Raw genomic sequence first — 19982 nt, 5'->3', positions numbered from 1 at the left:
CCAGGATAACCTCGGCGCTCCGTCGACGAAACGACCCAGTGGCGAGGCGCTGGTTTGAGCACGTGGGCGCCACGGCGCGAGGGCACGCACGATCGGCGATGCTCGAAGAACGGTGGCGGAGCTCTAGAACGGTGGTGGATCGTCAGCCTCCGGGTGAGGGACTGAACGTGCGAGCTCACCGTGATCATCTCGAGACGATGGGGGCACCGGGTGGGTGGCTAACGATCGAGGCCAGTCGGTCGCAGGGCGCGTCGGGGCCGACCGAGGTGGGTCGGTCGGAGAGTGAGGGGCGGTCGAGTGTGGCCCGCCAGACGGCGGTGGAGGCGCCGGCACCGTGTCGGGGAGCGGGGCTGAGATGGGCGCGGTGTCCGGGTCGCCCTGGGCCGCGGGCGCGGGTGCGGGTGCGGATGCGGGTGGCGAAGCCGATGCGACCGTCGAGCGACGTCGGCCCTCGGGAAGGGTGCGATAGATGTTGCCGCGAGGGGAACGCCAGTCGAGGCCTCGACGGGTGCCGGCGGCGGGGGAGACCGACCAACCTCCCTCGTGCTTGAGGTGATGGTGACGGGAGCAGAGGTGCGCGAGATTCGTTGCCGACGTCTCACCGCCCTCGGCCCACGCCAGCGTGTGATCGAGTTCGCAACGAGCGGCACGGCGACCACAGCCCGGAAAGCGGCAGGTCTCGTCGTCGAGCATCAATGCGGTGCGCAGATCGGCGGGGGCAAGGTAGCGCCGTCGGCCGACGCTGAGGGTCTCGCCGGTGTCGGGGTCGATCAGCGCTCGCAGGAAGGAGGGCGCATGAGCGGCGATCCTGCGGGCGGTGGCAGGATCGATCGGACCATAGCCGTGCAGATCGCCCGGGTCATCGGCCGCACCCGCGAGGGTGGCCGCGGGCACCGTCACCACGACGGTCGGGCTGAGCCGCCGACCCTTCTCGTCGCGACCGAGCACGGCGTCGGCCAGCACGTCGGAGCACAGTTGCGCGTGCGTGCGGGGCTCGTCGTCGGCGCGCAACGAGCGGGCGGTGCGGTCGATCAGGTCGTGGATGGCGAACGCGTCGGCCGCCGCGAGGTGGTGGTGAAGCGTGGCCATGCCGTCGCACTGGGGTTCGAGCCAGACCGATCGCTCCGCGTGCGCGGTTGCCGTGCGCACCACGATGGACTCCGGATGCAGCCGCTCACGTAGTCGGCGCGCGCGGTCGTCGAACCGTGCCGCGGTCAGTTCGCGGGCGGCCGGGAGGGTGGCGAGTTCGAAGGCCGATCGCGCCAGCTCGGGAAGCGTCGAGGCGTGCGCCACCATCGATCGCGCGTGCTGATAGGAGATGTCGCCGGATGCGAGCGCGTCGACGGTCGCGGGCAGGTTCGCGACCAGCACCTCGCTCTCGTTGAGCAGCCGAGCCAGCGTTCGCTCGGAACGGTGGGTGAGGCATCCGATCTCCGACAGCAGCTTGCGCCGGGCCCACTCGTGCTCGTTGCCGCGCAAGGCACGCCCCAACTCGCCGCGCTCGATCGCCTCGGCGAGACCGGCCGCCTCGGCGAGGTCTCGGGTGCGGGCGGCCTCGAGCCCGGAGATGGCGCGCTCGTGCTCGGCGACCCGCCGGATGGCGGCGTCGAAGCGCTCGTGCAGCGTCGGCAGCGCCACGACGGGTCGTGATCGCACCGCGCTGTCGCGCGAGAGGGTGAACGTCGGCTTCATGAGGATAAGTCAACACGGAGCCACCGACATCGGGTCGTCGGCGGTGCTGCGCGCCGACGATCGCGTTCCGGGGGATAGTGGAAGAGGTCGACGATCGCGCCGCGCGGTGGTCCCACGCCCGATTGGAAATGACATGAGCGACGACTCCGCTGCCCGAGCAGACGACCCGAACGACACCGACACCGACATCGACGGTGATGCCGGCACAAGCCCCGATGCCGACAGCACACCGGCAGGCCCGACCGCGGTCGACGCGAACGCCGCCGCGGCCGACGACCCCTACGACATCGACTCCGATTTCGGGCCCGACGGCAATCCCGTCAACGAATCCGAGTGACGGCGATGACCGACAACGGACCCCTCGACCGCGACGCCCGCAACGTCGTGCTCGAACAGACCTCGGGCAGCGAGTGGCAGGTGGTGACCGATTCGGGCCACGTCGTCGGACGCATCGTCAAAGAGGGCGACGACTACTTCGCCACGGATGACGCGGACGAACCGCTCGGCCGCTTCGACACCCCCGAACTCGCCCTGTTCGGCATCGTCAACCCGGGGTGAGCGCGGCGCCGGAACGCCGGCGCCCACCGCGACCCCGCGCCGCCGCCCACCGCGACCCCGCGCAGCCGCCCACCGCGACCGCGCGCCGAACACACCGACCGCGCTCCCGAAGACGCACCCGCTCACGAACGCTGCGTCGCGCCCTCCAGCAGCTCGTCGATCTGCCCCATCGCGAGCGCCATGCCCTCTTCCATGCCCATTCCGACCATCTGTTCGAGCTGGTCGAGCGACGCGAAGCTCGCCACCGTGGTCATGCGGGTTCCGCCCTCGACGGAGTCGAGCGTCACCACCATGTGCGTGACCGGGAGCTCGGTGTTCGGCTCGCCCGTGTCGTCGGCGAAACCGTCGTCGAACTCGAGCCGGGTCGGGGCCGCGATGGCGGTCGTGCGCCACCATCCGCCCGCCTTGTCGCCCTCGGGCCCGGTCATGTAGTACGACGACGTGCCGCCCTCGACGAAATCGTGACGGTCGAACGTCGCGGGCCAGGTCGGCGGGCCCCACCAGCGCTCGAGCTGCCGCGGATCCTCCCAGATCTGCCACACGCGCTCCGGTGGCGCGGCGAATTCCGCCACGAACGTGAGGGTCAGCGCCTCGGGGTCTTTCTTCGAACTGATGACGGTCATGCTTCCTGTCCTTTCGTGTTCGATCCACTGGGCTGTACCGGAGCATCCGGGGCATCCGCAGCACGCACAGCATCCGGAGCATTCGGGGCATCCGGAGCCAATTCAGCGCCATCGCCCTCGAGCAGATCCTCGATGCGCTTCGCCCGATCGCGCCAGATCGCCTCGAACTCGCCGAGCAGGCGATTCGCCCGCGCGATGGTCTCGAGGTTCGCTCGCACGATCTGCTCCTTTCCGCGTCGCTCCTTGGCGATGAGCCCCGATCGCTCGAGCACGGCGACGTGCTTCTGCACGGCCGCGAAACTCATCGCGTACCTCACCGCGAGCGCCGAGATCGACGACTCCTGCCGCACGGCTCGACGAACGATGTCGCGACGCGTGGCATCCGCCAGCGCGTGGAAGACGGCATCCGCCTCGGGCTCAGTCAACTCTTGTACAACCATTTGGTTGTATGTTACGCCCTCACGACCGATCTGACAAGGCCTCCGGATGCCTCCGCCGCCCCGAATTGGGGGTGCCACCCGCCGTCATCCGCTGAGCCGCCTCTGCCACGATGATCACGGGTTCTCGGGGCACCCGCTCCGCGCGTCATCCGGCCCGCGAACGAAGAGGTTCATCGTGAAGTCCCGACCCACCGTCACCACCGTGCTGTTGTCGCCCGCCTTGCTGCTCGCCCTCATGATCGGCGGATGCGCCGCGCAGCCCACCGGCACCGAATCGACGGATGCCGCCACAGCGGCCGCGGCGACATCCACGCCCGTGGCCACCCCGACGCCCACTCCCGCCGCAGCTGCGCCGAGCCCCACCGCCGACCCAGCGGCCGACCCCGCGGCGACCGCGCCCGCGCCCGCCACCCCCAAGCCCGTGACGGTCGAAGAGCTCGGCAAGGGCGACCAGCCCGATGCGGTCGACGTCGAGGTGGCGGGCCCGACCCAGGTGGCGTTCCGTCGCATCACGATCGCGCCCGGCGCCGGCACGGGGCCGCACTGCCACGACGGCCAGCTGATCGCCGTCGTGGAATCCGGCGTGTTCACCCACTACGCGCCGATCTACCCCGACGGGGTGCACGTCTACCACGCCGGCGAGTCGATCGTCGAGGGTGCGCACTACGTGCACGAGGGAAAGAACGACGGCACCGAGCCGGTGGTGCTGCTCGTGACCTACGTCATCGCCGAGGGCGAGCCATTGGCCGAGACCGACCTGTCGAAGTGCGACGGCTGAGCCGTCAGGCGCCGATTGCCCTGAAGACCCCGATCAGCCGGCCGTGAGCGCCGCGATGAGCCCCGGGAACCGGTCGTCGAGCTCGACCCGCCGCAGCTGGATCGCGTGGGTGCGGCCGTCGACGATCGTGCGGGTGATGCCCGATTCCCGCAGCGTCTTGAAGTGATGGGCGAGCGTCGACTTCTGCACGTCGAAGCCCCAGTCGGTGGCGCTCTTCGGGTGGGGTTCGCCGTCGGCGAGCACCTTCACGATGTCGAGCCGGATCGGATCGGCCAGCGCACGCAGCACCTCCACGAGCTCGACGTCGTTCATGTCGGGCACGGGGTAGTCGTTGCCCATGCTGCGGTCACCACCTCTTGACGATCTCACCCGAACGGGTTACGGTCGAATAATAGTTTGATAAACATCGAACTAATGCTATCGTGATCGTATGACGACCATCGAACAATCATATGCGCATCGGCTGTACTCGCGCTTGGCCATCCTCGCGGTCGGCCTCTTCGTCGTCGCGACGAATGCTTTCGTGATCGCGGGGCTGCTGCCGTCGATCGCCTCCACCCTCGGCGTGCAGGCCGCCGACGTCAGCTACTCCATCAGCTATTACGCGATCGTGGTCGCTGTAGCCGCCCCCGCCATCTCCATTCTCTTCACCCGGATGTCGCGCACCATCTTCATGGCCACGGGCATGGCCCTCGTCGCCGTGGGCACCCTCATCGCGGCCCTCGCTCCTTCGCTGCCCGTGTTCACCGTCGGCCGCCTCGTGGCCGCCCTGGGCGGCGCGGCCCTCGTGCCCGCGGCCACGGCGGCGGCCGCCTCACTCGCGCCGGCAGCGCGTCGAGGCCGGGCGATCGCGTTCGTCGCCGTGGGATTCACCGCCGCATCCGCATTCGGCGCTCCCCTCGGCACCGCTCTCGCAGCGGTCGGCGGCTGGCGCGAGCCGCTGCTCGGGCTGGCCGGCCTCGCCGCGATCGTCGCGGTAGCGATCGCCCTGTTCGTGCGGCGGGTGCCGGTGGGCGAGCCGGTGTCGGTGCGGCGGCGATTCTCGATTCTCGCCGACCCGCGCATCCTGCTCACCCTCGGCGCCGTGCTGCTGCTCGTCTGCGGGTTCAACGCCGTCTACATCTTCAGCTCCACGGTGACCGCGCCGGTCACCGGCGGGTCGCCCTCGCTGCTGGCCTTCCTGCTGCTCGTGTTCGGCGTGGCCGGCATCGCGGGCAACGTCGTGGCCGGGCGGCTGACCGACCGGTTCGGCAACCGGCGCGTGGCCGGGTTCTTCCTCGCGCTGCAGCTGCTGTCGCTCGCCCTCGTGCCGCTGTTCGCCACCAGTCTCGCCGGAACCGCGGTGCTGTTCGCCGTCTGGGGTGCGTCGGCGAACGCCGCGACGCTGCCGATCCAGCATCGCCTGATCGAGATCGACCCCGCCACCTCGGGTATCGCGCTCTCGTGGTATTCCACCGCGATGTACGCCGGCATCGCCCTCGCACCGCCGCTCGGAGCGGCCGCCGTGCGCATCGGGGGCGGAGAACTGGTGCCGGAGTTCGCCGCGGCCGCCGTGGTGCTGGCGCTCGTCGTCTTCCAACTCGGCGCTCTGGCACGCAACGGAGTGGGCCCGAGGCGGCCCCGCGACACGAATCGAGAAAACCTCGCAACACATGCGCATTAAACGCCACATGTGTATAGGCTTTACCCCGCGGTAGGACCTCGGGGGCGGCCAAGCACAACGAAAGGCCTCTCGATGCCCATTTCCCATCGACACAAGCTGCGGCTTCTTTCTGCCGCACTGGCCGTGGTTGCGACCGCAGCGAGCGCGTTCATCCAACTGCCGGCGGTCGCGTCGGCAGCCACGCCCGATTCCGGGTCGCCGGAGTCCCTCATCGCCGATCCCGTCGCCCTCCTCGGGCGGTTGGCGCCCGAGCTCTTGCGGCAGACGAGTGTTCCTCCGGGCCAGGCTCAGACGGCCGAGATCGCCGCGCAGACCGGCGCGATGCCGTTTACCGCGGGCATCGCGGCCGACGCGGCAGCCGGCATCCGTCTGTCTCCTGCGCAGACCGAGGGTACCGGGCAGCCGGTCGGCGTCACGATCGACGACGCCCGGGGCCAGGCGCGACAGTCCGACGGCATCACGTCGTTCACGGCTGGCCCTGAGGCGCAGGCCGCGGCCTATGTGCAGCCGATCATGAACGGCGTGCGCCTGATGACCGCGATCGCGTCGCCGTCGGCCGGCGACGACTTCTCCTACCGTTTCGACCTGCCCGAGGGCAGCAGCACCCGCACGATTCCGGGTGGTGACACGATCGTGACGGATGCCGCGTTCCACTACATCGGCACCGTCGAGGCGCCGTGGGCGATCGATTCGGCGGGGCAGCCGCTCGAGACCGGGTACTCGTGGAGCGGCTCCACCCTCACCCAGCACGTCGAGCTGGCCGACGACACCGTCTATCCCGTGCTGATCGACCCGGTCTGGTTCTACAGCTACGACTTCTCGGCGACCCTGCCGGGCTATCACGCCGTGCATCCGACGGCGTCGGAGTCGGCGGTCGACCGGTTGCTGCACGGTGGCTGCTTCAACTGCTACTTCCCGATCAGCGGGGCACCGCGCACCTACCCGGTCGACGGTCAGATCCTGCCGCTGAACGCCAGTCCGTTCTCGCTCGAGGCCCTGGCCGCGCCCGTGCGCATGCAGACGGCGAACGGGGGAGCGATGCAGTTCCTCGCCCAGGCGGGGCACTTCGACGGGGCGGGTTCGCTGATCACCTTCTCCTGGTACAACGACCCGAGCGGATACCTCCATCTCTACGTGCACGCGAAGATCATGCGCGATCTCGGGCCGACGTTGAATATCATCAACTCGCGCATCGCGGGCGCGAACTGGCTGCTCTACTGGCAGCGGGTCGCCGACAACGCGAACGGCAGCAGTGGAGGCGGAGGCGTATGACCGACGGGGCAGGGTGGCGCGACGACTCCGGCGCGCGCCACCGGCCCCGGCCGTGGTCTGTCCCTAAGGGTGATTCGCAGCCCGCGTCGCTGCCGCCGCTCGCGCGGGTCGCGATGCTCGCCGTTCCGGGCGGCATGCTCATCGGCGCGGTTCTCGGATCACTGTTCCCCGCGGCGGTGCTGCTCGGTGACCTGGTGTTCACCGGCGCGTCGGCTGCCGCACCCGTATCGTTCGACTACCCGTTGGTGGCGTCGCAGGTCGGGCTGCTGATCGGGGTGTTCCTGGGGTTCGTGATCGGGCTTGTGGTAGCCGGCGTCGTCGCCGCGTGCTGGGCGCTGCGGCTGCCTCGGTGGGCCGCGGCAGGGGTGGGCTCCGTCGTCGTGGTCGCGGTCGTCGCGGCGGCCGGGATCGGGCTGGTGGGCGCGGACCCGCAGACGCTCTCGATCGTGCTGCTCGCATCGACCCACGGCATCGGCGGAATCGTGCTGCTCACCTGGATCGGAGGATTGCGTCCGGGCAGTGCCAGCAGCCGGCGGCGATAGTACGGTCGCAGTATGGCGGAGCAACCGGCGGAGGGTACAGGGGCTGAGGGGTCGGGAGCTGAGTCGCGGCGGGCCGCATCCGACTCCGACGAGGTGATCGAGGCGCGGTTGCAGCAACTGCTCGCCGCCGTCGTGCGCTCGCTCGAGGCATCCGGAGCCCGCACCGAGGCTCTGGGGTCGTTCGAGGCGCGACGCGCGATTCTGGGCATCCGTCGATCGCCCGCGATGGTGCCGGTGGAGCGGGTCTGGCGGCTCGGGGTGCTGCTGCTGGATGCGCAGGGTCGGCTGTTCGAGATCGGTGCGGTGACGCGGGCCGTCGAGCCGGGCCGGGTCACCAACCAGTCGGCTCGCGCCGAGGAGCGCCGCGACTATCGGCGCGCGGCCTTCAACGGCCGGTTCGACGAGGGCGACACCGTGAACTACGACGCCGTCGCCGTGCCCCTCGACGCCGCGAGTCTGCGCGCCGGCGACGGAGTGCTGCGCCTGCGCGGCGACACGGTGTTCGTGCGCTGGAACAAGCGCGCCGGCGACGATGCCCTGGCCGAACTCGGTCCCTATCTCATCGAGCGGGCGGCGTTGCTGACCGCGCCGCCGCCCTGATCTCTCCTCCACAACCAGCGGTCTCGCGATCGCCATCCACAACCTGCGCCGCCGACCCGAGCCTGAAACAACCGGCTGGCATGATGTGTGCATGATCGCGACTCATCCGTTTGCCGGGGCGTCACCGGTGGTTCATGTGCTGTCCGCCTGCGAAACTTACGCTCCGACGATGACCTGCAGGCCCCACGAAGCCGGCATCCCGAAATCGGTGTGTGCGTGAACGGCTCCGTCGACCCCTTCATCGGGTCAGAGGTCACGAGTCTGCCGCCGGCGACGGGTCTGGCGGCCACCTGGTGGTGGCCGAAGCCGCAGATCGGCAACACGCATCCAGGGGCGACCTATCCGCTCGGCATGGTGTCGGCCTGCGCCTATTCGGGCGCCTACCCGACGGGTTACGGCAAATACGACCTCAGTCTCGAGGGCGTGCCGTCGACCATCCACGACACCCAGCTCGCGTCGGGGTTCTCGCACTTCCAGCAGTCGGGCACCGGCGCCATCCGCAAGTACTACAACTACTTCCGGGTCACGCCGATGGTCGAGCCGCTCGACGTTCTCGGGCGCACCTGGCAGGTCACCGACGAGCAGGCGGAGCCCGGCTACTACTCCGCCACCCTCGACTCGGGGGTCACGGCCGAGATCACCGTGGGGCCGAAGAGCGCGGTGCACCGCTACACGTTCCCGCGCCACTCCAACGCGCGCATCGTGATCGACTTCTCGCTCGGCGGGCTCGCCATTCCCTACGGCTCGACCATTCCGCTGCGCGCGCACCTCGAGACGATCGAGCCCGGGGTCGCGAGCGGCGTGGTGGTGGCCGAGGGGGCGCCGATAGCGGTGCACATCGAGTGCGACACCCCGCAGTGGCGCCAGATGCTGTGGTACGACCGGCGGCTGATGCCGGGCGGCACCCGGCTCGACTTCGATCACATCCGCCCCACGACGCTGCGCCCCTTCGGGCTCATGTGGGCAGGCCCGAGCGAGCCGGGGCAGACCATCGAGCTGCGCATCGGGTTCTCGTTCCGCGGGGTGGAGCAGGCCGAGCGCAACCTGCGGGCCGACTGCGGGCCCGGCCCCGCACGGTTCGAGGCGCGTCGCGAGCGCACCCAGAAGACCTGGCGCAAGCAGCTCAAGACGATCACGGTCGACACGCCCTCGGCCGATCGGCGCACGGTGTTCACCACGGCGCTCTACCACTCGCTCATCAAGCCGAGCTTCGCCGAGTCCGAGAGCCCGTTCTGGCCGGCCGACGGCCCGTTCGCGTTCGACATCTCGACGATGTGGGACATCTATCGCACCCAGCTGCCGCTGCTCACGGCCCTCGCGCCGGAGCGGGCCGTCGAGCTCGCCAACGCTCTGCTCACCATCTGCGAAGAAGAGGGCAACTTTCCCATCGGCTACCGGCTGGCGCGCGGCGGCGACCGGTTCTCGCGGCAGGGAAGTGCGCTCGCGCACACCTTCCTGGCCGACCTGTGCCAGCTGGGCCTGCCCGGCATCGACTGGGACTGGGCGCTCGTGCACATGTCCGACGACCTGCGCCGCACCTACGGCGAGGAGTTCCTGCTGCGGGGCGAGGCGCATCCGATCAGCCACACCCTCGACCTGGCCTTCGGATACTGGTGCACGGCGAACGTGGCGCGGCACGTCGGCGACAAGGCGCTCGCGGCCCAGTTCGACGAGCTGGCCGAGCGGTGGGCCAACGCCTTCGACGCGACATCCGGGTTGCTCAAAGACTCGACCTACTACGAGGGCAGCCGATACAACTACTCGTTCCGGCTGCTGCACGACATGGCGGGGCGCATCGAGGTGAGCGGCGGGCGCGAGCGGTTCGTGCAGCAGCTCGACGAGTTCTTCGGCTACGGGGCCGAGCCGGTGACCCAGCCGGGCAACAAGCCCGGCGCCGAAGAGCTGCTCACCGGCTACAACCTCGGCCGGTTCGAGGGGCTCAACAACGAGCCCGACATGGATGCGCCGTGGGCCTACCACTACGCCGGTCGCCCCGATCGCACCGCCGAGATCGTGCACAACGTGGTGCACCAGCAATTCGGCGTGGGTCGCGGTGGGCTGCCCGGCAACGACGACTCGGGCGGGCTCAGCTCGTGGTACGTCTGGGCTTCGCTGGGGCTGTTCCCGGTGGCGGGCCAGAACATCTTCCTCGTGAACGCGCCGTCGTTCGCCGAAGCCACGATCGCGGTGGGCGACGGCACGTTCGCCATTCGCACGCGCGACTTCGTCGAGCCCATTGCCGGGGGCCCCGTGCAATACGTGCAGTCGGTTGAACTCAACGGGGTGCCGCTCGAGCGCAGCTGGCTGCGGGGCGACGAGTTCCACCGCGGCGGAGAACTCGTGGTGACGCTCGGGCCGCAGCCGAGCGGGTGGGGCTCGGTCGAGGTGCCGCCGTCGACGCGGCCGGCTGCGCCGGTGGGGTCGGCGGGCTCGCCGGGCTCGCCGGGTTCGGCTCCGGCGGCGGGTGCGACGAATGCCGGTGCGACGAATGCCGGTGCGACGAATGCCGGAGCGACGAATGCCGGAGCGACGAATGCGAGCGCGGCGGCGACGGATGCCGCGGCCGTCGACGCGCAGGTCGAGCGTGCGGCCTCGATCGAGACCGAGAGCGACATCGGCGACGACGACCTGGCCCCGGAGGGGTCGGTGGTGGTCACCGATGCCGACGATCCGGCGCTCGGGTTCGAACTCGAGCTTGAGCCCGATGATCCGGGCCGGCTCGTTGCCGACGATCCGGTGCCTGCAGACCCGCCAGAAGCCCGTCAGACACCGGCGGGCCCGACACCATCGGGTCCGACACCATCGGGCCCGACGCCATCGGGTTCGTCCGACCCTGACCCTCAGCCTCGAACAGGAGAGAGCTCATGAACGCGATCCGCAACCGTCTCGTCGTGGTGGTGCGAGCCGATCCGGTCATCTGCGGGCATTCGGTCGAGGCGCGCAACCTCGCCGAGACCGCGTTGGTGCGCGGCTTCGACGAGGTGCGCATCGTCACCTGGCCGATCGAGAAGCTCGAGCAGGCCGGCCTGCCGCTGAAGCCGCTCGACTCGGTGCTGCCCTACAGCCCCGGCATCATCGTCGAGCGGCCGGCGCCGGTCGGCGACTACAAGGTGCCCGACGGCCGTTACGTCGCCGGCATCACCGGCCGCCTGGTGGAGCTCTTCACCGACGGCGTGCCCACGGTGGCCCTCTCTCTCTACCTGAGCCCGCACACCATCGCGGTGGCCGACGCGATGCGCGCCGCGTGGAGCACCGGCCTGCCGGTGAACGTCACGACCATCGCCGAGGCGGTCGGGTCCGACGTCACCAACGTGGTGCGCACGGCAGTGGAGGAGGGCCGGCTGGGGGCCGCCGCCCACATCCTGTCGAGCTACCTCAGTCAAGATCACTGCGTGGCGGTGTCGGAGTACACGCGCGACCTCATCATCTCCGAGGCTCAGCGGGTCGACGATCAGCACGGCACGCGGTTCGCCGAGCAGTGCCGCGAGCGCATCGTCGTCTCCTACCCGGCGATCGATGCGGCCGCCTATCTCGATCTCGACGAGCTCACCACCGACGACCTGCTCGCCGCGCGCGGTCTCGAGCGTGACGGCTACCTGCTGTTCCTGTCTCGCCTCACCGATGCGAAGGGTGTCGACGACCTCATCGCCGGCTTCGAACGCAGCGAGATCGGGCGAACCACCGACATGCCCCTCATCATCGCGGGCCGTGGGCCGCAGGCCGGTGCACTTCGTGGACTGGCCGCGGCCTCGCCGCTCGCGTCGCGCATCCGTTTTCTCGACGACGTCGGCGACGCCGAGAAGCCCTACCTGATGGCCGGGTGCGCCGCGTTCGTGCTGCCGTCGAAGCCTCGCCCCGAGTTCGTCGAGACCTTCGGCATCGCCCTCGCCGAGAAGATGCTCGCGGGGGGTGGCCCCGTCATCACGACCCTCACCGGTGGCATCGGCGAGGCGATCGGCGACCACGCCATCGTCGTTCCCGTCGATGCACCCGACGCGATCGCCGATGCGATCGATGAGGCCGTGCTGCACACCACCCCCGCCGAGCGCCGTGATCGCGCCGAACACGCTCGGGCCTACGCCCTGCAGTTCGATCGCCACGCCGTGTTCGACAAGCTCTTCGAGCGCTTCCCGCGCCCGGAGGGGGCGCTGAGCTAGCGGGGCGCAGACTGGCCCGGGGCTCCTGGCTAACGGGACCCCGAGTCGGCGGGACCCGAGTCACAGGGCCCCGGAGTCAGCGGTGACTCGAAATATCGGGACCCGGGGTCCGCCGGAACTCGAGTCATCGGGACCCTGAGACAGCGGGGCACAGGGTCAGCGGGACACGGGTCAGCGAGACCCGAGTCAGCAGGCTCTTAGTTCGATCGTGTGCTTGAACCCGACCGATCCCACCCTCGCCGTGGCGGCACACTTCTGCAGCCGACGGGCGATCAATCGCAGACGTCGGGCGTCACTGGATCGTGACGACCGGGGCGCCACTCACACCCCGGTCTCACGTCACGAAATCGGCACCGCGTAGGTCTTGAGGTCGTTGAGGACGGCTTCAGACACGGTGGCTGTGCCGCCGAGCACGATGATTCTGGTGGGCTTGAGCCGGGCCAGTTCGGCCTTGATCGGGTCGGGAATACGGTCGGCTGTGACGAGGAGCACCGGTCCGCCGCGTCTGATGGCGGCGGCGGATCCCGAGAGGGCGTCAGGGAACACGGCGCCGGATGCGACGTATGCCGCGATCGTTCCCGTGGGGAAGGTCGCTGCCGAGATACCCGCGGAGACCGCGAACCGATCCGCGCCGGCAATGCGCGATGTGGGAGCGATGCTCGACAGGGTCTCGACGACGGAATCGCTGAGGGTGTTGACCCCGCCGAGCACCACGATGGACGCAGGTCTCAGACGTCCCAACTCGGCGAAAACCCGTGTCGACACCCCTTCTTTCGTGGCGAGCAAGACCGGACCGCCCAGATATCCCGCCGCCGCCGAGCCGGACAACGCATCGGGAAAGACCGCGCCCGATGCCACATAAGCGATCGGAACGGACGCCCCTGCCTCGCCGAAAGTCGCAGCGGAGACGGCCGCCGAGAGCGCGAAACGATCTGCGCCCGATATGCGGGTGACGGATGGGCTGAAGGCCGCCAGCGCGCGCTCGACCGACGGGTCGATCGTGTTCACCCCTCCGAGCACGACGATCTTCTTCGGCGTCAGGCGTCGAAGCTCATCACTGACCGGCCCCGGTATGGAATTCCTAGTCACGAGTAGCACTGGCGCATGCTTCGCACCGGCCGCTGCCGACCCGGATAGCGCGTCGGCGAAGGTCTCCCCGGACGCGACATAAGTCACGGGAACATTCGCCCCGAAGGTTCCGCCAGAAACTCCCGCCGACACCGCGAACCTATCGGTGCCCCCGACACGCTCGACTCCCGGATCTTCGTTCATGCTGCGTACGTACACCTGCGAGAACGGTCCGGCACCGGGAACCAGGTTTGTTGCCCTGGATGAGAACGCGACCATTCGCCCGTTACCCGAGACGGAGGGCTGAGAGACCGCGTCCTCCGCGTCATCGCTGAAGCCGGTAGATCGGCTGGCCAAGCGGATGACTCCCGTCTTCAAGTCGTTCACGTAGGCCTGCAGAACCACTCCATCGCCTGCCCCTTCCCGCGTCAATCGCTTGGCGGACGACAAGAAGGTGATCGACGAGCCATCTGAAGAAATCGACGGACTGTTGTACCCACCGATTGCAATTCCGCCAGTCACATAGTCGGGACATCCGATCCGTGTCAGTCCGTCTCGAACATCGTGCCAGTAGATGCCGTGACTCACGGTGGGCGTGTCCGTCAGGTCGAATGCTGCGCTGAAGAAGACAACTACGTTTCCATCACTCGAGACATCCGCGTTGAGCGACGAACCCCCGCCTCCGGCCGCTTTCGAACGATTCTTGCTGATCATCTGGATGGAGTTCGCGGCGAGGTCGCGACGATAGATCTGATCGCTCCCGTTGCTCCAGACATCTGCGAGTGTCGCGGCGCTGGAGAACACCACGACATGTCCGTCACCGGATAGAGCCGGGTGACCGGACGTGTCGTCTGCGGGACCCGACGAGCCGAAGCTAGCGAGTGTCGTGATGCCCGACGCTAAGACCCGTACGAAGATTTCACGCCAACCAGTTGGGTTGGCGTCGGTTGTCAAGTTATTCGCGGTGGTACTAAACGCAACTGTGGAACCGTCATCGGAAAGCGTCACTTCGCCGACATCGGCGTTGGCGGAGCCGGGCACGACGTCGCTGGTGGCGCTCGCCAATACCGACGAGTTCGTCGCGCGCGACCACACTAGCGCCTGCTGAAAGCCCGTTCGAGCGCTTCCCGCGAGGTTCTTCGCACTCGATAGATACGCCACGACGCTTCCATCGGCCGAAATCGACGGGCTCGTCGAGTCGCCGTCGCCCGCAACACCCATGTTCTGAGTGATCAACGTGGTCGTGCCTGATTCGAGGTCTCGAACGAAGATCTGCTTCCGCCCATTCGTCACCGTCGAGGCGAGGTTCGTCGCCGCGGAGGAGAATGCGACGTACCGGCCATCAGCCGAGATGGAGGCATCCTGCGCGTTCGCATCGGCCCCCGTGCTGGCTCGGGACACACTCACGAGCTGGGTCTCGCCACCCGCGGGTGGCGCCGCGTCGGCAGCGGTCGCCCCCGCAGCGAGGAGGATCGAGAGCGTGAGACCGACGGCCGTAGCGATCGACGCCACGTTCGAACGGAATAATTTCGGCTGAGACATGCAGGTGAGCATACCTCAGTAATGTCTCATCGTGAAGAAACGGTGGTTGGCTTAGAGGATGAGCGCACCCGACGACACCGCACCCGCCGCCCGAAAGCCGACCGCGGCGATCGAGGCGGTGCTGTTCGATGTCGACGGCACACTGGTCGACTCGAACTATCTGCACGTCGACGCGTGGGCACGCGCCTTCGAACAGGTGGGCGAACCGGTCGACACCTGGCGCATCCATCGGGCGATCGGGCTCGACTCGCAGAAGCTGCTCGAGACCCTGCTCGGTGACCGCGCCGAGGCCGTCGGAGACGACGCCTCCGAACTGCACAGCAGCAACTACAAGAAGCTGTGGCCGCGCCTGCGGCGGTTCGACGGCGCCCAGGCCATCATTCGGCGGGCGCACGAGAGCGGCCTGCGCGTGGTGCTCGCGACATCCGCTCCCGAAGAAGAGCTCGACGAACTGCGGCGCGTGCTCGACATCGACAATCTGCTCTTCGCGGTCACGAACGCCGACGACGTCGAGACGGCCAAACCCGAACCCGACATCATCGCCGTTGCCCTCGAGAAGGCGAAGACGGATGCCGCGTCAGCGCTCATGGTGGGCGACGCCACCTGGGACGCCGTCGCCGCCGGCAAGGCCGGAGTCGCGACCGTGGGCCTCCGCAGCGGCGGCACCGGCGAGGCGGAACTCCGCGACGCCGGCGCGTTCGCCGTCTACGACGACGTCACCGCGATGCTCGAGGGCTTTCCGTTCGACAGGCGCTGAGTATCCCGACGCCTCGCGCGACCACCGCTCGCCCGATCAGCCCACGCCCGATCAGCCCTCGGGCTGCACCGTCGTGGTGGCCAGTGGGATCTCCTTCACGAAGCACAGCAGCAGCGCGGCCACGAGCATGAGCGGCACGAGGAACAGGTAGACCGGGCTCAACGCGTTGGCATAGGCGTCGACGATCATCTGGTGCAACTCGGCCGGCAGCGCGTTGATCGCGGCGGGCGTGAGCGCATTGGTGTCGAGTGGCACCGCTCCGGCGGCCGCACCGGCCGACGCCGCCGAGTCCTGGAGCTGATCGGTCAGGCGTGCCACGAAGAGGCCACCGACGATCGCCGAGCCGAGCGAAGCTCCGATCTCACGGAAGAAGTTGTTGCCCGCGGTCGCGGTGCCCACCTGGCTGTGGGGCACCGAGTTCTGCACGATCAGCACGAGCACCTGCATCGCGAGGCCGATGCCGAGCCCGAGGATGGTCAGGTAGAACAAGATGAGCGGCAACGGGGTGTCCGACCGCATGGTCGAGAACAGCACCAGGGCGGCGGCGATCACGAGCGAGCCCACGATCGGCATCCACTTGTAGCGCCCGGTCTTCGTCACCAGGAACCCGCCACCGATGGCGGTCACCAGCAGACCGCCGAGCATCGGCAGCAGCATGAAGCCCGACACGGTGGCGTTCACGCTGTTCACGATCTGCAGGAAGGTCGGCATGTAGCCGATCGCGCCGAACATCGAGATGCCGATGGCGAGCCCGCCGAGGGTGGTGAGGGTGAAGTTGCGGTTGCGGAACAGCGACAGCGGGATGACCGGCTCGGCGCTCTTGCGCTCCACCATCACGAACGCGAACGCGGCGAGCACGGTGACGACGATCAGGCCGATGATGACGGGGGAGTTCCAGTCGTATTCGGTGCCGCCCCACGACGCGGTGAGCACGAGACCGGATGCCGCGATCGCGAGCGTGATCATGCCCGCCACGTCGATCTTCGGGCGTTCGGCGTTCACGATCTTCGGCAGCCGGATGAAGACGACCGCGGCGATGATGGCCGCGATGCCGAGCGGCACGTTGATCCAGAAGGCGAGTCGCCAGCTGAGCACGTCGGTGAAGAGACCGCCGAGCAGCGGGCCGGCGACCGACGAGAGGCCGAAGACCACGCCGATGAAGCCCATGTACTTGCCGCGCTCCCGCGCCGGGATGACGTCGGCGATGATCGCCTGCGAGAGGATCATCAGCCCACCGCCACCGAGGCCCTGCACGGCGCGGCCGGCGATGAGCCACTCCATCGAGTTGGCGAACCCGCCCACGATCGAGCCGAACACGAAGATCGACAGCGCGATGACGAACAACGACTTGCGGCCCATCAGGTCGCCGAGCTTGCCGTAGACCGGCATCACGATGGTCGACGCCAGGATGTAGGCCGTCGCCACCCAGAGCATGTGGTTCACACCGTCGAGCTCGCCGACGATGGTCGGCAGCGCGGTGCCGAGGATGGTCTGGTCGAGCGCCGACAGCAGCATCGCCACCATCAGGGCGGCGAAGATCAGGCCGACACGACGCTGGCTCAGCTCGGGCGGTGCCTTCTCGACGGTCTCGTTGACGTCGGGGGTGGTTGACATGGTTGTTCCTCGGGGTGTCGGGTGAAGCCGGGGGAGTTGACGGGCAGTGGTGGAGCGGGTGGAGCGAGAAGCCGGTGGAGCGGGGAGCCGTGAAGCGGGGAGCGAGTCAGCGCGAGCGGTGAAGCGGGGGCAGGCGCGGGGGCGTGCGGTCAGGTGCGGAGTCGTGCCGCCGCGATCACGAGATCGCGGGCGTCGTCGATGTGGTCGGTGATGGGCCGGCGGTGACGGGTCTCCTGGCTCCAGGTGCGGGTCGCGAGGCGGATGACCGACCCGACCAGCACGACGATCGCCCAGGCGTGCGACTCGCGCGAGGCCTCGGGCACCCGGCACTCCTCGGTGAGCAGCCGCATCACCTGCACGGCCACGCTCTCTTCGATGTCGCCCATGGTCTGGAAGTCGCGCACCAGCAGCGACGGGTTCTCGACCACCACGGCACGCCGCTTCGCCTGCAGCTCGGGCGTGCCGAAGTCGATCGAGGCGAACTCGTCGCGCACCGAGGCGATCACGGTGTCGAGCACCGGCTGCCCGGGAACGTAGTCGATGGGCCGCACGAGCGGCGGCCCGAACGCCTTCGACAGGCCGAGCACCGCATCCTCTTTGCTCGCGTAGTAGTTGAAGAAGGTGCGGCTGGTGACGTCGGCCCGTGCGCTGATGGCCTCGATGGTGATCTCGGTCAACGGATGCTCCGCGGCGAGCTCGACGGCGGCCACCTCGATCGCGCGCGCGGTTTCGCGCTTCTTGCGCTCGCGCAGGCCCGGATGCTCGTCGTCGCGCGCGGCGACCGCGGGGTCGGGGGCGAGACGGGTGGCGGGCATGACCAAATACTTTCACACAACGAAACTTTTCTCAACGCGAAAGTTCGGCGCTCGACGATCGGGATACGCTCGAACGATGGATGCCTGCGCCCGCCTGTGTGCCCTGGCCGACGAGCTCGCGGCAGCCCACCCGTCACCACGCCGCTTTCTGGTGGAACTCGGCAGCGCCGCGGGCGGGGTGCGGCTCGGGCCGCTCTGGATGCTCGACGCGGCGAGCGGAGGCCGCAACCGCCTCACCGGCCGCGGCTTCGCCGCCGAGTTCGACGACCGCACCCGCGGGCAGGCCCGGCATTTCGCCGGCATCGTCGCGGTGGCCGCCCGAGTGGGTCCCCGGCTCGCACGGTGGGCCTCGGTGCACGTCGGGCGCGACGCGCCCGACTCCGCCGACGGGCGCCTGAGCGACGAGGCGATCGAGTTCGCTCGGCTCGTGACATCCGGTCGCCTCGCCCTCGCCGACACCCCGGATTGGATCTCGCAGCACATCTGCGCGTGATTTCCACAGATCGCCGATCGGGCCTGCGTGTCGAACGGGGTGGCGCTTATCCTGGGAGTCGAGGAGGGCGGCACATGGGCTGGCGGCGGCGTGAGCGGGCACCTCGGTGGCTCGCGTCGGGCAAGCCCGTCGACGACGCTCCCGCGCTCTCGGCCGACGACCTCGAAGCGGCGGTCGCCGATGGCATGCTCATCGCGCGATTCTCGGCCGTGATGGATCTGAAGAACCGCCTGATCGTGTCGGCCCTGCGCGACGACGAGCGGTTCACGCGCGATCGGGCGGCCGCCTTCGTGCGCGACGCGGTCGACGCCGTCGTTGCCGAGCAGGCGCAGAACGAGGCGCACGCCGAAGAGGTGATCGAAGAGGCCGAGGGGTCACGGGGTGCGGCCCGGCACGAGCACGACTACAAGTCGCGCGACGTCGACCTGCTCGACGCGCGGCTGCACGTCTATCGCGATGTGGCGCGGGGCATCCGCGAGGCGTCCGACGACCCGGAATGGGTCGACGCCCTGATCGAAGATGCCCGGCAGAAGGCCTGGGGAGAGATCAGTCGTGAGCTGGCGAACCGGCTCGACGACGTGGAACGGGTGTCGCGCGTCGTGGTCGACGACGACTACCTGCGCGACCGCGACGAGCGGATGCGGCGCTTGCGCGAGTTCGATCTCTGGGAGCTGGCCGACCAGCGGTACTCCGCGCACCCGAAGCGCGGGCGCTGAGAAGCGGGGGTCGTCACCCCACCGCGTAGCGCACGAAGACCACCCCGTTCGAGAACCGGTGCTCGTCGACGAGCCGCAGGTCGACGTGCAGCCTGGCGGGCAGCGCCGCCTTGCCGGCACCCACCACCACCGGGTTGAGATAGAGCTGCAGTTCGTCGACCAGCCCGGCGCGAAGAGCCGCCGCCGCGATGGTGGGTCCGCCGATCGACAGGTCGGCCGTTGCCTCGTCTTTTCGCTGCCGCACCGCAGCGACGTCGAAAGCCCGCTTGAGTGTCGTGCGCGGGGTGGTCACCTCGTCGGGGCGGAGCGAGGCCGAGAAGACCACCTTGTCGGCGGCCTGCCACACGGTCGCGTAATCGACCGCTTCGGGCGGCACGTCAGGCGACGGGGGAGCCGTGGGCGAGGTCTCGACGCTCTGCCAGAACCGCATGGTCTCGAACATGCGGCGGCCGTAGAGGTAGGTGCCCACCCGGCGCTCGGCGTCGTTGACGAACGCGTGCACCTCGGGGTCGGGCGCGCTCCAGTCGAAGTCGCCGTGCGCGTCTTCGGTGAAACCGTCGAGCGACGTGATGGCGCTGTAGATCAATCGGGCCATGACCGGTCATCCTCCCGTTCTCTTCGCCCATTCTGGTCGACCCTGCCGCGGAGTACA

At 69.0% G+C, this 19982-nt stretch carries 20 protein-coding genes and 1 pseudogene; 13 read left to right on the top strand and 8 right to left on the bottom strand.

All coding sequences use genetic code 11. The features are described from left to right. Nucleotides 1-123: 123 nt before the first annotated feature. Nucleotides 124-1692 carry an HNH endonuclease gene (locus N1032_RS08130; protein ID WP_259538522.1) on the bottom strand — a complete coding sequence of 523 codons (1569 nt, stop codon included), beginning with the start codon at nucleotides 1690-1692 and terminating at the stop codon, nucleotides 124-126. A 133-nt stretch (nucleotides 1693-1825) separates the two neighbouring features. Between N1032_RS08130 and N1032_RS08125 the strand changes: the two genes are divergently transcribed. Further along, nucleotides 1826-2029, top strand: a complete 204-nt coding sequence (locus N1032_RS08125) for a hypothetical protein (RefSeq protein WP_259538521.1) — start codon at nucleotides 1826-1828, stop codon at nucleotides 2027-2029. 5 nt (nucleotides 2030-2034) lie between these two features. Further along, nucleotides 2035-2250: a hypothetical protein gene (locus tag N1032_RS08120; RefSeq protein WP_259538520.1), complete on the top strand. Its 216-nt coding sequence runs from the start codon at nucleotides 2035-2037 to the stop codon at nucleotides 2248-2250. A gap of 122 nt (nucleotides 2251-2372) precedes the next feature. Here N1032_RS08120 and N1032_RS08115 read toward each other — a convergent pair whose 3' ends face one another. Both N1032_RS08115 and N1032_RS08110 read right to left on the bottom strand, forming a co-directional pair. Continuing rightward, on the bottom strand, nucleotides 2373-2873 hold the full coding sequence (locus N1032_RS08115) for an SRPBCC family protein (RefSeq protein ID WP_259538519.1): 501 nt from the start codon (nucleotides 2871-2873) through the stop codon (nucleotides 2373-2375). Between the two features lie 119 nt (nucleotides 2874-2992). Continuing rightward, nucleotides 2993-3313 (bottom strand): annotated as a pseudogene (locus N1032_RS08110) (ArsR/SmtB family transcription factor); the annotation flags it as partial. A 175-nt stretch (nucleotides 3314-3488) separates the two neighbouring features. On the opposite strand from N1032_RS08110, the gene N1032_RS08105 reads away from it, so the two are divergent. Next, nucleotides 3489-4091 carry a cupin domain-containing protein gene (locus tag N1032_RS08105; protein ID WP_259538518.1) on the top strand — a complete coding sequence of 201 codons (603 nt, stop codon included), beginning with the start codon at nucleotides 3489-3491 and terminating at the stop codon, nucleotides 4089-4091. Nucleotides 4092-4124: 33 nt separating this feature from the next. Here N1032_RS08105 and N1032_RS08100 read toward each other — a convergent pair whose 3' ends face one another. Then, complete coding sequence (locus N1032_RS08100; protein WP_259538517.1) at nucleotides 4125-4430, bottom strand: ArsR/SmtB family transcription factor; 306 nt, start codon at nucleotides 4428-4430, stop codon at nucleotides 4125-4127. A gap of 91 nt (nucleotides 4431-4521) precedes the next feature. Here N1032_RS08100 and N1032_RS08095 point away from each other — a divergent pair, with 91 nt between their 5' ends. The 6 genes from N1032_RS08095 (at nucleotide 4522) to N1032_RS08070 (ending at nucleotide 12325) form a co-directional block, all read left to right on the top strand. Continuing rightward, nucleotides 4522-5754: an MFS transporter gene (locus N1032_RS08095; protein WP_259538516.1), complete on the top strand. Its 1233-nt coding sequence runs from the start codon at nucleotides 4522-4524 to the stop codon at nucleotides 5752-5754. A 72-nt stretch (nucleotides 5755-5826) separates the two neighbouring features. Continuing rightward, a complete protein-coding gene (locus N1032_RS08090) occupies nucleotides 5827-7026 on the top strand; it encodes a hypothetical protein (protein ID WP_259538515.1) in 1200 nt (399 codons plus the stop codon). Beyond that, nucleotides 7023-7568, top strand: coding sequence for a hypothetical protein (locus tag N1032_RS08085; RefSeq protein WP_259538514.1), 546 nt, complete (start codon nucleotides 7023-7025; stop codon nucleotides 7566-7568). Before N1032_RS08090 ends, N1032_RS08085 begins: the two co-directional genes overlap by 4 nt. A 12-nt stretch (nucleotides 7569-7580) precedes the next feature. Then, nucleotides 7581-8168 (top strand): hypothetical protein, encoded by a 588-nt coding sequence (locus N1032_RS08080; protein WP_259538513.1) that lies wholly within the window; start codon nucleotides 7581-7583, stop codon nucleotides 8166-8168. Nucleotides 8169-8384: 216 nt separating this feature from the next. Continuing rightward, complete coding sequence (locus N1032_RS08075) at nucleotides 8385-11036, top strand: glycoside hydrolase domain-containing protein (protein WP_259538512.1); 2652 nt, start codon at nucleotides 8385-8387, stop codon at nucleotides 11034-11036. After that, complete coding sequence (locus N1032_RS08070) at nucleotides 11033-12325, top strand: glycosyltransferase (RefSeq protein ID WP_259538511.1); 1293 nt, start codon at nucleotides 11033-11035, stop codon at nucleotides 12323-12325. The genes N1032_RS08075 and N1032_RS08070 overlap by 4 nt, the downstream gene beginning before the upstream one ends. A 339-nt stretch (nucleotides 12326-12664) precedes the next feature. Here the strand turns inward: N1032_RS08070 and N1032_RS08065 are convergent, their stop codons facing one another. Then, nucleotides 12665-14935: a cell wall-binding repeat-containing protein gene (locus N1032_RS08065; RefSeq protein WP_259538510.1), complete on the bottom strand. Its 2271-nt coding sequence runs from the start codon at nucleotides 14933-14935 to the stop codon at nucleotides 12665-12667. A 58-nt stretch (nucleotides 14936-14993) separates the two neighbouring features. Between N1032_RS08065 and N1032_RS08060 the strand changes: the two genes are divergently transcribed. Next, nucleotides 14994-15692 carry an HAD family hydrolase gene (locus tag N1032_RS08060; protein WP_259538509.1) on the top strand — a complete coding sequence of 233 codons (699 nt, stop codon included), beginning with the start codon at nucleotides 14994-14996 and terminating at the stop codon, nucleotides 15690-15692. A 51-nt stretch (nucleotides 15693-15743) separates the two neighbouring features. Here N1032_RS08060 and N1032_RS08055 read toward each other — a convergent pair whose 3' ends face one another. Further along, nucleotides 15744-17306 (bottom strand): MDR family MFS transporter, encoded by a 1563-nt coding sequence (locus N1032_RS08055; RefSeq protein ID WP_259538508.1) that lies wholly within the window; start codon nucleotides 17304-17306, stop codon nucleotides 15744-15746. On the opposite strand from N1032_RS08055, the gene N1032_RS08050 reads away from it, so the two are divergent. Beyond that, on the top strand, nucleotides 17300-17428 hold the full coding sequence (locus N1032_RS08050; protein WP_259538507.1) for a hypothetical protein: 129 nt from the start codon (nucleotides 17300-17302) through the stop codon (nucleotides 17426-17428). The genes N1032_RS08055 and N1032_RS08050 overlap by 7 nt on opposite strands. Nucleotides 17429-17455: 27 nt before the next feature. Here the strand turns inward: N1032_RS08050 and N1032_RS08045 are convergent, their stop codons facing one another. Then, nucleotides 17456-18121 (bottom strand): TetR/AcrR family transcriptional regulator, encoded by a 666-nt coding sequence (locus N1032_RS08045; RefSeq protein WP_259538506.1) that lies wholly within the window; start codon nucleotides 18119-18121, stop codon nucleotides 17456-17458. Between the two features lie 76 nt (nucleotides 18122-18197). Here N1032_RS08045 and N1032_RS08040 point away from each other — a divergent pair, with 76 nt between their 5' ends. Together N1032_RS08040 and N1032_RS08035 are read left to right on the top strand one after the other, a co-directional pair. Further along, the gene (locus tag N1032_RS08040) at nucleotides 18198-18614 is read left to right on the top strand and encodes a hypothetical protein (RefSeq protein WP_259538505.1); all 417 of its coding nucleotides are present in this window, start codon (nucleotides 18198-18200) and stop codon (nucleotides 18612-18614) included. A gap of 74 nt (nucleotides 18615-18688) precedes the next feature. Further along, the gene (locus N1032_RS08035) at nucleotides 18689-19330 is read left to right on the top strand and encodes a hypothetical protein (RefSeq protein WP_259538504.1); all 642 of its coding nucleotides are present in this window, start codon (nucleotides 18689-18691) and stop codon (nucleotides 19328-19330) included. A gap of 13 nt (nucleotides 19331-19343) precedes the next feature. On the opposite strand, the gene N1032_RS08030 is transcribed toward N1032_RS08035, so the two are convergent. Further along, on the bottom strand, nucleotides 19344-19925 hold the full coding sequence (locus tag N1032_RS08030; protein ID WP_259538503.1) for a dihydrofolate reductase family protein: 582 nt from the start codon (nucleotides 19923-19925) through the stop codon (nucleotides 19344-19346). Between the last annotated feature and the right edge of the window lie 57 nt (nucleotides 19926-19982).

This window comes from Herbiconiux daphne (assembly GCF_024979295.1).
Classification (GTDB): domain Bacteria; phylum Actinomycetota; class Actinomycetes; order Actinomycetales; family Microbacteriaceae; genus Herbiconiux; species Herbiconiux daphnes.
Note: the sequence above shows the minus strand (reverse complement) of the source record. Positions and strands in the feature narration are given on the sequence as shown.